Raw genomic sequence first — 14,735 nt, 5'->3', positions numbered from 1 at the left:
GGATCGAGAACCTCTTCGCCCGCCTCAAGGACTGGCGCCGGATCGCCACCCGCTACGACAGATGCGGAGAGCTGTTCCTATCCGCCATCTGCATCGCAGCCACCGTCATGTTCTGGTTGTGAGTCCTGACCCTAGGCCATGAAAAAGGGGGCCCTGCGGCCCCCTTTCCGATGGGTGTTCCGACCTCTTACAGGTTCGGATAGATCGGGAAGCGGGCGCAAAGCGCGGCGACCTCGGCCTTCACCTTTTCCTCGACCTCCGCGTTGCCCTCGGGGCCGTTCGCGGCCAGGCCGTCCACGACCTCGATGATCCAGTCGGCGATCTGGCGGAACTCGGCCTCGCCGAAGCCGCGGGTGGTGCCGGCCGGCGAGCCGAGGCGGATGCCCGAGGTCACGGTCGGCTTTTCGGGGTCGAAGGGCACGCCGTTCTTGTTGCAGGTGATATGGGCGCGGCCGAGTGCCTTTTCGGTCTCGTTGCCCTTCACGCCCTTGGGCCGCAGGTCGACCAGCACAACATGGGTGTCGGTGCCGTGGGTCACGGTATCGAGCCCGCCCTTGATCAGCTGGTCGCTGAGCGCCTGGGCGTTGCGGATGACGTTCTGGGCGTAGGTCTTGAACTCGGGCCGCAGCGCCTCGCCGAAGGCCACGGCCTTGGCGGCGATCACATGCATCAGCGGGCCGCCCTGGATGCCGGGGAAGATGGCCGAGTTGATCTTCTTGGCCAGCGCCTCGTCATTGGTCAGGATCATGCCGCCGCGCGGGCCGCGCAGGGTCTTGTGCGTGGTGGTGGTGGCGACATGGGCGTGCGGGAAGGGCGAGGGATGCTCGCCCGCCGCCACGAGGCCGGCGAAATGGGCCATGTCCACATGCAGGTAGGCGCCGACGCTGTCGGCGATCTCGCGCATGCGGGCGAAGTCGATCTGGCGCGGGATGGCCGAGCCGCCGGCGATGATCAGTTTTGGGCTGTGCTCCTTGGCCAGGGCCGCGACCTCGTCGTAGTCGATCAGGTTGTCCTGCTTGCGCACGCCGTATTGCACGGCGTTGAACCATTTGCCCGATTGGTTGGGGGCGGCGCCGTGGGTCAGGTGCCCGCCGGCATCGAGGCTCATGCCCAGGATGGTGTCGCCGGGCTGCAGCAGCGCGGTGAACACGCCTTGGTTGGCCTGGCTGCCGGAGTTCGGCTGCACGTTGGCAAAGCCGCAGTTGAACAGCTGCTTGGCGCGCTCGATCGCCAGGTTCTCGGCGATGTCGACGAACTGGCAGCCGCCGTAGTAGCGCCGGCCGGGGTAGCCTTCGGCGTATTTGTTGGTCATGACCGAGCCCTGCGCCTCCATCACGGCGGCGGACACGATGTTTTCGCTGGCGATCAGTTCGATCTCATCGCGCTGGCGGCCCAGCTCAAGGCCGATGGCCTTGGCGATCTCGGGGTCGCGGGTGGCAAGGGTTTCGGTGAAAAAGCCGGAATTGTCGGTCATGGATGTCGTCTCCTAAGGCGGCACGGGGCCGGATGGCGGGCTTTTATCGGAACCTTCGCCGCTGAAAAAGCCCGGAATACGTCGCAGGCGCCGCCAGGCGCGCGGTATCGGCCCCCTTGTGTTTCGTTTCCGCGCGCGCGATGACTTTCGGAAACACGGGGACAAGGGGCGCGCGATGAACGACAAGGTCAGGATTGCCTTTCTCGCCAGCGAGACCGAGATCGCGCAGGAGGCGCGCCGGCATCTCGCCGCGCTGCACGGCGACGTGCCTCCCGGGGAGGCCGACGTGATCGTGGCCCTGGGCGGCGACGGCTTCATGCTGCACACCCTGCACGCCACCCAGCATCTCGACGTGCCGGTCTATGGCATGAACTGCGGCACCGTCGGCTTCCTGATGAACGAGTATCAGGAGGCCGGACTGCTGGAGCGCCTTTCGGCCGCCGAGGAGGAGGTGATCCACCCGCTGCGGATGCGCGCCATCGGCACCGACGGCAAGTTGCACGAGGCGCTGGCGATCAACGAGGTGTCGCTGCTGCGCGCCGGGCCGCAGGCGGCGAAGCTGCGGATCTCGATCGACGGCAAGGTGCGGCTCGATGAACTGGTCTGCGACGGCGCGCTGCTGTCTACGCCGGCCGGCTCCACCGCCTACAACTATTCCGCGCATGGGCCGATCATCCCGATCGGGGCGGACGTTCTGACGCTGACCGCGATCGCGCCCTTCCGCCCGCGGCGCTGGCGCGGGGCGCTGCTGCCCAGCGGCGCCAAGGTGCGCTTCGACGTGCTGCAGCCCGAGAAGCGCCCGGTCATGGCCGACGCCGACAGCCGCACCGCTGGAAGGGTGGTCACGGTCGAGATCACCTCCGACCCCGGGGTGTCGCACCGCATCCTGTTCGACCCCGGTCACGGGCTGGAGGAGAGGCTGATCCGCGAACAGTTCGTTTAGGGGCCGGGTGCTGCCCCGGGACGTGGCCGGAGGAACGGCCGCCCTCCTCGGGAGCCGAACGGTTGGGGCGCCGCGCCGCCGGCCCTAGCTGCGGTTCCACGCCTCGCGCTTGCGGTAGAGCGTGGAGGGCGAAACATCGAGCACCCGCGCCGCCTTGGGGACCGAGCCGTCGTGGCGCGCGATGGTCTCTTCGATCACCAGGCGCTCGATCTCGGCCAGGGTCATGCCGATCAGGCCGTCGAGGCCGCCGCCCGCCGCCGGGGCCGGCGTGCGGATGGCGGCCGGCACGGCCGGGGCGGCGCCGGCCTGCGGCTGGAATTCCCGCGGCAGCATCGCGCGCGTGACCAGCGGGCCGTCGTTCAGCACCACCGCGTGGCGCAGCACGTTCAACAGCTGGCGCACGTTGCCCGGCCAGTGATGGGCGCGCAGCAGCGTCTTCACCTCCTCCGACAGCCCGGCGAAGGCGCGCCCCTCCTCGTTCGAGAAGCGGGCCAGCGCCTCCTCGGCGATCTCGATCACGTCCTCGCCGCGCTCGCGCAGCGGCGGCAGGTGGATCGGCACCACATGCAGCCGGTAATACAGATCTTCGCGGAAGCGACCCAGCCGGACCTGCTCCAGCGGGTCGCGATTGGTGGCGCAGACGATGCGGACGTTGACCTTGCGCGGTTGCGGCGCCCCCACCGGCTGGATGGTCGAGGTCTGCAGGAAGCGCAAGAGCTTGGTCTGCAGGTTCAGGTCCATCTCGCAGATCTCGTCGAGGAACAGCGTGCCGCCATCGGCCACCGCCGCCGCCCCCGGCTTGTCCGCGATGGCGCCAGTGAAGGAGCCCTTCAGGTGGCCGAACACCTCGGATTCCAGCAGGTCCGAGGGGATGGCCCCGCAGTTGAGCGGCACGAAGGGGCCGTTGGCGCGCGGAGAGGCGGCGTGCACCGCCTGTGCGCAGAGCTCCTTGCCGGTGCCGCTTTCGCCGGAGATGAACACCGAGGCCATCGAGCGGCCGACCGAATGGATGCGGTCATAGACCTGCGTCATGGCGGGCGAACTGCCGATGAAGCCGGCCAGCGGTCCGGTCGGGGCGGTTCCCTTGTGGCGGGTGCTGTCGGCCAGCGCGGTCTCGACGGCGTGCAGCAGGCGCTGTTCGTTGAATGGCTTGAGCAGGAATTCATAGGCCCCGCCGCGCATCGCCTCGACCGCGCGGTTGATCGAGCCGTTGGCGGTGATGACGATGACATGGGCCTCCGGCGCGATCTCCAGCAGGTCGCGCATCAGGTCCAGCCCGCTGCGGTCGGGCAGCACCAGATCGAGCAGCACCACCTGCGGGCGCTGCGCGCGGAACTGCGACAGCCCCTCGGCGGCGGTCCCGGCCGAGACCACCTCGTGCCCGGCGTTGCGCAGCACCGATTCGTAGACCAGTTGCAGCGACGGGGTATCCTCGATCAGCAGAATCGGTGTCATGGCGTCACCTCGCCGAAACGACTTTCGTATTCGCCGGCCATGCCATCGGCGATCTGGCCCAGCCGCTCGATCACCCGCGGCCCGATCGAGCGCGCCACGCCCATGTCGCCGGCATGAGCGGCGGTGTTGATCTCGCCCGCGCGGCGCTGCAGGCAATCGGCGCCGATCGCGCCGGCCAGCGAGATAAGCACATGGGTCTGGGCCCGGATCAGGGCGACATCGCTGTCCTCGAGGCCGCGGATCAGGCCCTGGCGCACCGCCTCGAAATCCTGGCGCAGGCGCCTGAGCAGCTCCTGCGCGCCGTCAGCGCCGGCCAGGGCCAGCAGCCGGTCGAGGTGCAGCGCGCTGTAGGGCGCCTCGGTCAAGGGCGCGAGGCTGGGCGCGTCGGGCGGGCCGGCACGTTTGCGCATCACGCCGCAGATCGCCTGGCCGAAGGCTTCCAGGCTCATGATCGGCTTGGCGAGGATGCCGTCGGCCCCGGCCTCATAGATCTCGGCGCGGTTGGCGCTGAGCACATAGGCGGTGATCGCCAGCACCGGCAGCCCCGCGGCATCGCCGTCGAGGCGGCGCAGGGTGCGGATCAGGTCGAGCCCGGAGAGCCGGGGCATCTCGATGTCGATCAGCGCAAGGTTGTAGCGGTGGCCCTCCAGCAGCTCCAGCGCGGCCAGGCCGTCGGGCGCGACGTGGCAATCGGCGCCCAGGGTCTCCAGCATCTGCCGGATCAGCAACTGGTTGGTCGGGTTGTCCTCGGCCACCAGCACGCATTTCCCGGCGAGATCGGGCAGGTCCTGCGCCATGTGGCCGCTGACGCCGGGCGCCCAGGCGGCGCGCGGCAGGCGCAGGCAGACCCGCGCGCCGCCGTCGGGGCGATTGCGGACCTCCATCTGGCCGCCGATCTGATCGGCCAGGTCGTGGACGATGTGCAGGCCCAGCCCGCTGCCCGGCGTGTCGTTGTCGGGTGCGCGGCCATGACGCTCGAACAGCCGCGCCAGCGCCGCCTCGGAAAAGCCGGGGCCGTTGTCATCGACGCAGAGGCCCAGCGTCTCCTGCGCCTCCAGCGCGACGGTCAGGCGCACCGGGCCGCTGCCGGCGTATTTGATCGCGTTGCCGATGACATTGGCCAGGATGCGCTCCAGCGCGCCCCGGTCCACGCCGATCAGCGGCGGAAGATCCGGCCCGCGCGTCAGTTCGAAGGTCAGCCCCCTCTCGCGGGCATGGGCGGCCCAGCGCGCCTCGATCGCGTCCAGCAGGGGCTCGATCCGCAGTCCGGTCTCGTCGTCCGGCGTCGGGCCGGCCTCGCCGGTGACCAACGCCAGCACCTCGTCGGAGAGCCGGGCAAGCTGTTCGGCCGCGCTGCGCACGCGCACCAGTTGCTGGCCGGAGCCGGCATCCAGCGGCGACAGATCGGCCAGCGACAGCCCGCCCAGGATGTCGGAGACCGCGTTGCGGATGTCATGGCCCAGCAACGCCGCGCGTTCGCGCAGCGCGGCCGCGTCGCCATCGGCCGCGATGGCCTGCCGTGCCCTAGCCATGACGCGGCGCCCCGCTCGTGGCAGAGCTGCATGGCCGGGGATTTCTTGCTCGTTTGGGTTGCATCACCGGAGTCATAGCGCATGGTGGCCCGCCGCACCAACCTGTCCTTAGGGACAGGTTGGTGCGGCCGCGTTTTGTCAAGGTCGGCCCTTCTTCGGAAGGCCGAGGGTTTTCAGCGCCTCGGCGATTTCGTCCAGGATTGCCGGATCGTCGATGGTGGCGGGCATCTTGAACGCCTCGCCATCGGCGATCTTGGCCATGGCGCCGCGCAGGATCTTCCCAGAGCGCGTCTTGGGCAGGCGGTCGACCACGCAGGCCAGCTTGAACGCCGCGACCGGGCCGATCCGGTCGCGCACCATCTGGACGCATTCCTTCACCACCTCCTCATGCAGACGGTTGGTGCCGGCGTTGAGGCAGAGAAAACCCAGCGGCAACTGGCCCTTCAGATCGTCGCTGATGCCGATCACGGCGCATTCGGCGACATCGGGGTGGGCGGCCAGAACCTCTTCCATCGCGCCGGTGGACAGGCGGTGGCCGGCGACGTTGATCACGTCGTCGGTGCGCGCCATGATGTAGAGGTAGCCGTCCTCGTCCTTGTAGCCGGCGTCGCCGGTCTCGTAATAGCCGGGGAAATGCTCAAGGTAGCTCTTGCGGAAGCGCGCCTCGGCGTTCCACAGCGTTGGCAGTGTGCCCGGCGGCAGAGGCAGCTTGACCGCGATCGCGCCCAGTTCGCCATCCTTCAGCTGGTGGCCGCCCTCGTCGAGGATATGCACCTCGTAGCCGGGCATGGGCACGGCCGGAGAGCCCAGTTTCACCGGCAGTTCCTCGATCCCCAGCGGGTTGGCGGCGATGGCCCAGCCGGTCTCGGTCTGCCACCAGTGGTCGATCACCGGAACGTTCAGCTTATCCTGCGCCCAGAGGATGGTGTCGGGGTCGGCGCGCTCGCCGGCCAGGAACACGGCGCCGAGGTTGCTCAGATCGTACTTGCCGACGAGTTCGCCCTTGGGATCCTCGCGCTTGACCGCCCGGAAGGCGGTGGGGGCGGTGAAGAAGCTTTTCACCCTGTGCTCCGAGATCACCCGCCAGAAGGTGCCGGCATCGGGCGTACCCACCGGCTTGCCCTCGAAGACGATGGTGGTGTTGCCGTGGATCAGCGGCGCGTAGGTGATGTAGCTGTGGCCCACCACCCAGCCTACGTCGGAGGCGGCCCAGAACACGTCGCCCGGATCGACGTTGTAGATGTTCTTCATCGACCAGTTCAGCGCGACCAAGTGGCCGGCGGTCGGGCGCACCACGCCCTTGGGCTGCCCGGTGGTGCCGGAGGTATAGAGGACATAGGCCGGGTGGTTACCCTCGACCGGGACGCATTCGGCGGGTTGCACGCCATACTGGAAGCCGTGCCAGTTGTAATCGCGCCCCTCCTCCAGATGCGCGACCTCGTTCTCGCGCTGGAAGATCACACAGAAATCGGGCTGGTGCGTGGCCTGCTCCAGCGCGCCGTCGAGGAGCGGCTTGTAATGCACGATCCGGCCCGGCTCGATCCCGCAGGACGCGGCGATGATGCATTTCGGCTTGGCGTCGTCGATGCGGACCGCGAGTTCATGCGCGGCAAAGCCGCCGAAGACCACCGAGTGCACCGCGCCGAGGCGGGCGCAGGCCAGCATCGCCTCCAGCGCCTCGGGGATCATCGGCATGTAGATGATGACGCGGTCGCCCTTTTCCACACCCTTGGCGCGCAGCGCCCCGGCCAGCATGGCCACGCGGTTGCGCAGTTCCACATAGGTGATCCATTTCTTGGAATGGGTCACCGGGCTGTCGTGGATGATGGCCACCTGGTCGCCGCGGCCGTTTTCGACATGGCGGTCGACGGCGTTCCAGCAGGTGTTCACCTTGCCGTCGGCGAACCATTCATAGAGGGGGGCGTTGCCGTCGAACAGCGCCTTGGACGGCTGTTCGACCCAGTCGATCGCCTGGGCCGCCGCCATCCAGAATGCTTCGGGGTCGGCTTTCCAGCTGTCGTAGACGTCCTTGTATGCCATTGCGTCCTCCTCCTGACCGTTGAAAATTTGTTACGGATCGGCCGCCCGTGCCGCAAGAGTGTTGCGGGGAAAGGTGGCGGATAACCGCAGGAAATTTGCAGTTATGGCCGTTCCGCGGCTGCAAATTTTTGCAAAGTAAAATCGCGTGTGAATATTGCAGAAGCGGATCGCGGGATTTGCAAATGCGCCGGCCGCGATGGCCGGCGCTGTGGAGCGACGGATTCGGGGCAGGGCAGCGGCGCCGGAGCGCCGCCGGGATCAGCCGTAATGCGCCACCGGCGTGCCGGCCAGGGCCGACATGTTCAGCAGCCCGCGGGTGGTGATCGAGGGGGTGACGATATGGGCGCGGTTGCCCATGCCCATCAGGATCGGCCCGACCTCCAGCCCGCCCGCGCGCATCTTGAGGATGTTGCGCACGCCCGAGGCGGCGTCGGAATTGGCGAAGACCAGCACGTTGGCCGCCCCTTCGAGCCGCGCGCCGGGGAAGATGCGCTCGCGCAGATCGGGGTCGAGCGCGGCATCGACATGCATCTCGCCCTCGTATTCGAAATCCGGCTCGCGCGCCTCAAGCAGCTCCAGCGCGGCGCGCATCCGGCGGCCCGACTCGATATCGAGATTGCCGAATTGCGAATGGCTGCACAGCGCGATCTTGGGCTCCATGCCGAAGCGGCGCACATGGCGCGCGGCCCCGATCACGGTTTCGGTGATCTGCTCGGGCGTGGGCTCGGGGTGGACATGGGTGTCGGCGATGAACAGCGGCCCGTCCTCGAGAATCATCAGGCTGAGCGCGCCGACCGGATGCAGCCCGCCCTCGGCCAGCACCTGCTGGACGTAGTTCAGGTGCCACAGATATTGCCCGAAGGTGCCGCAGATCATGCTGTCGGCCTCGTCGCGATGCACCATGACCGCGGCAATCGCGGTGGTGTTGGTGCGCATGATCGCCTTGGCCAGGTCGGGCGTCACGCCGCGCCGCGCCATGATCCGGTGGTAGGTTTCCCAGTAGTCGCGGTAGCGCGGGTCGCTTTCGGGGTTCACCACGGTGAAATCGACGCCCTGCTTGATCGACAGTCCGGCGCGGGTGCTGCGCGCCTCGATCACTTCGGGGCGGCCGACCAGGATCGGCACGTCGGTGGTTTCCTCGATCATCGCCTGGGCGGCGCGCAGCACGCGCTCGTCCTCGCCCTCGGCGAAGACGATCTTGCGCTCGGCCTGGGCGGCGGCGGCGAAGACCGGGCGCATGATCAGAGCCGATTTGAACACCGAGCCGTCGAGCTGCGCCTTGTAGGCCGCGATGTCCTCCAGCGGCCGCGCGGCCACGCCGCTTTCCATCGCCGCCTTGGCGACCGAGGGTGCGACCACCCCGATCAGGCGCGGATCGAAGGGCTTGGGGATCAGGTAGTCCGCGCCGAAGGTCAGCTGCTCGCCCTGGTAGGCGGCGGCGGCCTCGGCGCTGGTGGTGGCGCGGGCCAGCGCCGCGATGCCGTCGATGCAGGCCAGCTGCATCTCGTCGTTGATCTCGGTCGCGCCGACGTCCAGCGCGCCGCGGAAGATGAACGGGAAGCACAGAACGTTGTTGACCTGGTTGGGATAATCCGACCGCCCCGTGGCGATGATCGCGTCGGGGGCCACGGCGCGGGCCTCCTCTGGCAGGATCTCGGGCGTGGGGTTGGCCAGCGCGAAGATGATCGGTCGGGCGGCCATCTTCTTGACCATCCCGGGGCTCAGCACCCGCGGGCCAGAGAGGCCGAGGAACAGGTCGGCCCCCTCGATCACCTGATCGAGGTCGCGCAGCTCGGTCTTCTGCGCGTAAAAGGCTTTCTGCGGGTTCATCTCTTCCTGCCGGCCCTCGTAGACCAGGCCGTGGATGTCGCACAGCCAGACGTTTTCGCGCTTCACGCCCAGTTTCAGCAGCATGTTCAGGCAGGCGATGCCGGCAGCCCCGCCGCCGGTGGAGACCACCTTGATGTCCTCGAATTTCTTGCCAGCGACATGCAGCGCGTTGGTGGCGGCGGCGCCGACCACGATGGCGGTGCCGTGCTGGTCGTCGTGGAACACCGGGATGTTCATCCGCTCGCGGCAGATTTTCTCGACGATGAAACAGTCGGGGGCCTTGATGTCCTCGAGGTTGATCGCGCCGAAGCTGGGCTCCAGCGCGCAGACGATCTCGGCCAGTTTCTCGGGGTCGCTCTCGTTCAGTTCGAGGTCGAAACAGTCGATGTTGGCGAATTTCTTGAACAGGACCGCCTTGCCCTCCATCACCGGCTTGGAGGCCAGCGCGCCGATGTTGCCCAGCCCCAGCACCGCGGTGCCGTTGGAGACCACGGCCACGAGGTTGCCGCGCGCGGTATATTGGGCGGCGGTGGAGGGATCGTCGCGGATCTCGAGGCAGGCCTCGGCCACGCCCGGGGAATAGGCGAGGCTCAGGTCACGCCCGTTGGCCAGCGGTTTGGTGGCCCGGATCTCCAGCTTTCCGGGCTTGCCCTTGCGGTGATATTCCAGCGCCCGCTGGCGAAAGCTGTCGGACTTGGCGTCGCTCATCTTCTTCCCTCCGGGAGAATGGTTTAGTGTTAAACTAAATTCCCTATCGCGGGGATACGCCGTTTCACGGAGTCGCGCAACCAAATGTTTCCCATGCGGCAGGCCGCACGGGCGGGCTTGCATCGACGCGGTGCGCGCCGCAGATTGCTGTGAGGAGGGCTGTGCCATGACATTGCTACAGGCTGCGGCGCGCGTGCGCGAGAATGCCCATGCGCCCTATTCCGGGTTCAAGGTGGGTGCTGCGATCCGCAGCGCGGACGGGGCGATCCATCTCGGGTGCAACGTGGAAAACGTGGCCTATCCCGAAGGCACCTGCGCCGAGGCCGGCGCCATCGCTGCGATGTGCGCCGCCGGCGCGCGCGACATCGCCGAGGTGGCGGTGATCGCCGACAGCCCCGAGCCGGTCACGCCCTGCGGCGGCTGCCGGCAGAAACTGGCCGAGTTCGCGGCGCCGGACACGCCGGTCATCCTCGGCACCACTTCCGGGCGTCAAACCCGCACCACGGTGGGCGCCTTGCTGCCCGGCGCCTTCGGGCGCGACCACCTCGCGACGACGCGGGAGGGCTAGTCATGGACGCCCGCACCATCATCGCCAGGCTGCGCGACGAAGAGCCCGTCAGCGCGCAGGAAATCGCGTGGTTCGCCAACGGCATCGCCTCGGGCGCGGTGAGCGATGCGCAGGCCGGGGCCTTCGCCATGGCGGTGCTGCTGAACGGGCTGACCGCCGACGAGCGCGTGGCGCTGACGCGTGCCATGCGCGACAGCGGGCAGGTGCTGGATTGGGATCTGCCCGGCCCGGTGCTGGACAAGCATTCGACGGGGGGCATTGGCGATTGCGTCAGCCTCGTTCTGGCCCCCGCGCTGGCGGTCTGCGGTGCCTATGTGCCGATGATCTCTGGCCGCGGGCTGGGCCACACCGGCGGCACCCTGGACAAGCTGGAAGCGATCCCCGGTTATGGCACGCAGGTCGGCATCGAGAGGCTGCAGGGGATCACCGCCCGGGTCGGCTGCGCCATCGTCGGCGCCTCGGGCGAAATCGCGCCGGCCGACAGGCGGCTTTACGCGATCCGCGACATCTCGGCCACGGTCGAGAGCATCGACCTGATCACCGCCTCGATCCTGTCCAAGAAGCTGGCCGCGGGGCTGGAGGCGCTGGTGCTGGACGTCAAGGTCGGATCGGGTGCTTTCATGAAGGATATGGACGAGGCCGAGGCGCTGGCCGAGGCGCTGGTCGAGACCGCGCAGGGCGCGGGCTGCATGACCACGGCGCTGATCACCGACATGAGCCAGCCGCTGGTTCCCAACGCGGGCAACGCGCTGGAGGTGATCACGGTCATGGAGACCCTGACCGGGGCGCAAGTGAACCCCGCGCTGTGGGATCTGACCTGCGCGCTGGGCGGCGAGGCGCTGGCGCTGGGCGGGCTGGTCTCTGACGCCGCCGAGGGCGCGCGCCGCATCGGCGCGGCGCTGGCGGACGGCCGCGCCGCCGAACGCTTCGGAGAGATGGTGGCCGAGCTGGGCGGGCCGGTGGATTTCGTCGAGCGCTGGCGTGACCGGCTGCCCTCGGCCCCGGTGGTGCGCGCGGTGCCGGCGGGCGCGGCCGGCATCGTGCAGGCGATCGACGGACAGGCGCTGGGCATGGCGGTGGTGGGCCTCGGCGGCGGGCGGCGCCAGCAGGGCGACAGGATCAACCCCTCGGTGGGCCTCGCGGGGCTGGCGCCGCTGGGCGCGGAGCTGACCGCCGATCAGCCGCTCGCCCTGGTGCATGCCGCCAGCGAGGACGAGGCCGAGGCGGCGGCGGCCGAACTGCGCGCGGCCTACACCCTGGGCGGCAAGGCCCCCGTGATCCCGCCGCTGGTGCACCGGAGGCTGCGTTGATGACGCGGGCCTTCGTGGTGGTCATGGACTCGGTCGGATGCGGCGGCGCGCCCGATGCCGGGGCGTTTTTCAACGGCGACACGCCCGACACCGGCGCCAACACGATTGCACATATCGCACAGGCCTGCGCCGCGGGACGCGGCGATAACGGGCGTTCCGGTTCGCTGAAATTGCACAATCTCGATGCCTTGGGGCTGGGCGCGGCGGCGCGGCTGGCCTCGGGCGACGCCACGCCCGGGCTCGACGCGCAGCCCCGGGGCCTGTGGGGCGCGGCCACGGAAACCTCACCTGGCAAGGACACCCCCTCGGGCCATTGGGAGCTGGCCGGCGTCCCCGTGCCCTGGGAATGGACCTATTTCCCCAAGGCCGTGCCGGCCTTTCCCGAGAATCTGGTGGCCGAGGTCGCCCGTCTGGCCGGCACCGAGGGCATCCTCGGCAATTGCCACGCCTCGGGCACCCAGATCCTGACCGAGTTGGGGGCGGAACATATCCGCACCGGCAAACCCATCTGCTACACCTCCGCCGACAGCGTGTTCCAGATCGCCGCGCATGAGGTGCATTTCGGTTTGGAGCGGCTGCTGAAGTTGTGTCGCGACCTCGCGCCGATGGTGCATGACATGAAGGTCGGCCGAGTGATCGCGCGCCCCTTCGTGGGCACGCCCGAGGCGGGTTTCACCCGCACCGCCAATCGCCGCGACTACGCCATCGCGCCGCCCGCGCCGACGCTTTGCGACTGGGTGCAGGGGGCGGGGCGCAAGGTCTACGCCGTTGGGAAGATTGGCGATATTTTCTCGATGCGCGGCATAGACGAGGCGCGCAAGGGGGATGATGCGGCCTTGATCGAGCATCTGGTGGACCTGATGGACGAGGCCGAGGCGGGCAGCCTGACCTTCGCCAATTTCGTCGAATTCGACAGCCACTATGGCCATCGCCGCAACGTCGCGGGCTATGCGGCGCATCTGGAATGGTTCGACGCGCAGCTGCCGCGGGTGCTGGAAAGGATGCGCCCGGGCGACCTGCTGTTGCTGACCGCGGATCACGGCAACGACCCGACCTGGGCGGGCACCGACCACACGCGCGAGCGGGTGCCGGTGCTGGTCGCCGGGCGCGGCACGGGCGAGATCGGGCTTTGCGCCTTCACCGATGTCGCGGCCTCGGTCGCGGCGCATCTGGGGGTGCCGGCGCAGGGACCGGGGAGGAGCTTCCTGTGAGTTTGAAGGCCCTGCCCAAGGTCGAGCTGCATGTCCACATCGAAGGCGCGGCGCCGGCGGCTTTCGTCTGCGGGCTGGCGCGCGAGAAGAACTTGGACATTTCGCGCATTTTCACCGCCAATGGCGGCTATCAATACCGCGATTTCTGGCAGTTTCTCGATGTCTACGAGGCCGCGACCTCGGCCATCCAGACCCCGGAGGACTATCACCGCCTAACCCTTGCGGTGCTGGAGGAAAGCGCCGCGCAGGGCGTGATCTACACCGAGATGTTCCTGTCGCCCGATTTCTGTGGCGGGCGCGATGTCACGGCCTGGCGCGACTACCTGCATGCCATCCGCGAAGCCGCCGATCTGGCGGAGAAGACCCACGGCATCGTGCTGCGCGGCATCGTCACCGCGATCCGTCATTTTGGCCCCGACAAGGCCCGCGAGACGGCGCTCTGCGCGGCGGAGACGGCGGATGACTGGCTGGTGGGTTTCGGCCTGGCGGGCGACGAGAAAATGGGGCGGCCGCGAGACTTCGCCTATGCTTTCGACATGGCGCGCGAGGCCAGGCTGCGGCTGACTGCCCATGCCGGCGAATGGGGCGGGCCGCACTCGGTCCGCGAGGCGCTGCGCGATCTGCGGGTCGAGCGCATCGGCCACGGCGTGCGCGCGATCGAGGATCCGGCGCTGGTCGATGAACTGGCCGCTACCGGCGTCGTGCTGGAGGTCTGCCCCGGCTCGAACATCGCGCTGGGGGTGTTTCCCGGCTGGGCGGCGCACCCGGTGGCGCGGCTGCGCGCGCGTGGGGTGAAGGTGACGCTCTCGACCGACGACCCGCCGTTTTTCCACACCACGCTGAGCGGCGAATACCACCGCCTGGCCGACACCTTCGGCTGGGACGAGGCCGATTTCACCGAGATCAACACCGTTGCCGCGCGCGCGGCCTTCTGCGATGAGCAGACCCGCGCGCAGATCCTGACCCGCCTGGAGGCCCCCGATGCTTAAGCACCTGACCGTCGTTGACCACCCGCTGGTTCAGCACAAGCTGTCGCTGATGCGTGACAAGACCACCTCGACGGCCGGCTTCCGGCAGCTTCTGCGCGAGATTTCGCATCTGCTGGCCTATGAGGTGACGCGCGAATTGCCGATGACCACCCGCGCGGTGGAAACCCCGCTGCGCGAGATCGAGGCGCCGGTGCTGGCGGGCAAGAAGCTGGCGCTGATCTCGATCCTGCGCGCGGGCAACGGGCTGCTCGACGGCATCCTCGACCTGATCCCATCCGCGCGGGTCGGCTTCGTCGGGCTCTATCGCGACGAGGAGACGCTGAAGCCGGTGCAATATTATTTCAAGGTGCCGGAGGAGTTGCAGGACCGCATGGTGATCTGCGTCGACCCGATGCTGGCCACCGGCAATTCGTCGGTCGCGGCGATCGACCTGCTGAAAAAGGCGGGTGCCACAAACATCCGTTTTCTCTGTCTTTTGGCCGCGCCCGAGGGGGTGCAGCGCATGCAGGAGGCCCATCCGGACGTGCCGATCGTCACAGCGGCTGTGGACGAAAAGCTTAACGACCAAGGATATATTGTTCCGGGGCTAGGGGATGCGGGCGACCGAATGTACGGCACCAAATAGGCCAATTCCTTCTTTACTCGTTGTGGGCGATTCGGCATGATGCCCCCATA

General features: G+C 68.4%; 11 protein-coding genes and 1 pseudogene. 7 read left to right on the top strand and 5 right to left on the bottom strand.

All coding sequences use genetic code 11. The annotated features are described in order from the left end of the window. A pseudogene (locus tag KCI33_RS14220) lies at positions 1-122 on the top strand (IS5/IS1182 family transposase); the annotation flags it as partial. Positions 123-187: 65 nt separating this feature from the next. Here KCI33_RS14220 and glyA read toward each other — a convergent pair. Beyond that, positions 188-1,474: a serine hydroxymethyltransferase gene (gene glyA, locus KCI33_RS14215; RefSeq protein WP_212525457.1), complete on the bottom strand. Its 1,287-nt coding sequence runs from the start codon at positions 1,472-1,474 to the stop codon at positions 188-190. A 175-nt stretch (positions 1,475-1,649) separates the two neighbouring features. On the opposite strand from glyA, the gene KCI33_RS14210 reads away from it, so the two are divergent. Next, on the top strand, positions 1,650-2,417 hold the full coding sequence (locus tag KCI33_RS14210) for an NAD kinase (RefSeq protein ID WP_212525456.1): 768 nt from the start codon (positions 1,650-1,652) through the stop codon (positions 2,415-2,417). 84 nt (positions 2,418-2,501) lie between these two features. Here KCI33_RS14210 and KCI33_RS14205 read toward each other — a convergent pair whose 3' ends face one another. From KCI33_RS14205 to KCI33_RS14190, 4 genes are all read right to left on the bottom strand, one after another. After that, positions 2,502-3,872: a sigma-54 dependent transcriptional regulator gene (locus KCI33_RS14205; protein WP_212525455.1), complete on the bottom strand. Its 1,371-nt coding sequence runs from the start codon at positions 3,870-3,872 to the stop codon at positions 2,502-2,504. Continuing rightward, a complete protein-coding gene (locus KCI33_RS14200; protein ID WP_212525454.1) occupies positions 3,869-5,404 on the bottom strand; it encodes an ATP-binding protein in 1,536 nt (511 codons plus the stop codon). The genes KCI33_RS14205 and KCI33_RS14200 overlap by 4 nt, the downstream gene beginning before the upstream one ends. A gap of 138 nt (positions 5,405-5,542) precedes the next feature. Next, positions 5,543-7,444, bottom strand: a complete 1,902-nt coding sequence (prpE, locus tag KCI33_RS14195) for a propionate-CoA ligase PrpE (RefSeq protein WP_212525453.1) — start codon at positions 7,442-7,444, stop codon at positions 5,543-5,545. A 258-nt stretch (positions 7,445-7,702) separates the two neighbouring features. Continuing rightward, positions 7,703-9,982, bottom strand: coding sequence for an NADP-dependent malic enzyme (locus KCI33_RS14190; RefSeq protein ID WP_212525452.1), 2,280 nt, complete (start codon positions 9,980-9,982; stop codon positions 7,703-7,705). A 130-nt stretch (positions 9,983-10,112) separates the two neighbouring features. On the opposite strand from KCI33_RS14190, the gene KCI33_RS14185 reads away from it, so the two are divergent. Genes KCI33_RS14185 through upp form a run of 5 tightly spaced genes read left to right on the top strand, consistent with a single transcriptional unit; the run spans position 10,113 to position 14,685 of the window. Beyond that, positions 10,113-10,550: a cytidine deaminase gene (locus KCI33_RS14185; RefSeq protein WP_349252212.1), complete on the top strand. Its 438-nt coding sequence runs from the start codon at positions 10,113-10,115 to the stop codon at positions 10,548-10,550. 2 nt (positions 10,551-10,552) lie between these two features. Next, entirely contained in the window at positions 10,553-11,860 is a 1,308-nt protein-coding gene (locus tag KCI33_RS14180) for a thymidine phosphorylase (protein ID WP_212525450.1), read from the top strand. Continuing rightward, positions 11,860-13,071 (top strand): phosphopentomutase, encoded by a 1,212-nt coding sequence (locus KCI33_RS14175; protein WP_212525449.1) that lies wholly within the window; start codon positions 11,860-11,862, stop codon positions 13,069-13,071. The genes KCI33_RS14180 and KCI33_RS14175 overlap by 1 nt, the downstream gene beginning before the upstream one ends. After that, entirely contained in the window at positions 13,068-14,060 is a 993-nt protein-coding gene (locus tag KCI33_RS14170; RefSeq protein WP_212525448.1) for an adenosine deaminase, read from the top strand. The genes KCI33_RS14175 and KCI33_RS14170 overlap by 4 nt, the downstream gene beginning before the upstream one ends. Further along, a complete protein-coding gene (gene upp, locus KCI33_RS14165) occupies positions 14,053-14,685 on the top strand; it encodes a uracil phosphoribosyltransferase (protein ID WP_212525447.1) in 633 nt (210 codons plus the stop codon). Before KCI33_RS14170 ends, upp begins: the two co-directional genes overlap by 8 nt. Positions 14,686-14,735: the final 50 nt, after the last annotated feature.

It is taken from the genome of Actibacterium sp. MT2.3-13A (genome assembly GCF_018139985.1).
Classification (GTDB): Bacteria; Pseudomonadota; Alphaproteobacteria; order Rhodobacterales; family Rhodobacteraceae; genus JAGSOU01.
The sequence above is the reverse complement of the archived record's forward strand: the minus strand, read 5'-3'. Positions and strand labels throughout refer to the sequence as shown.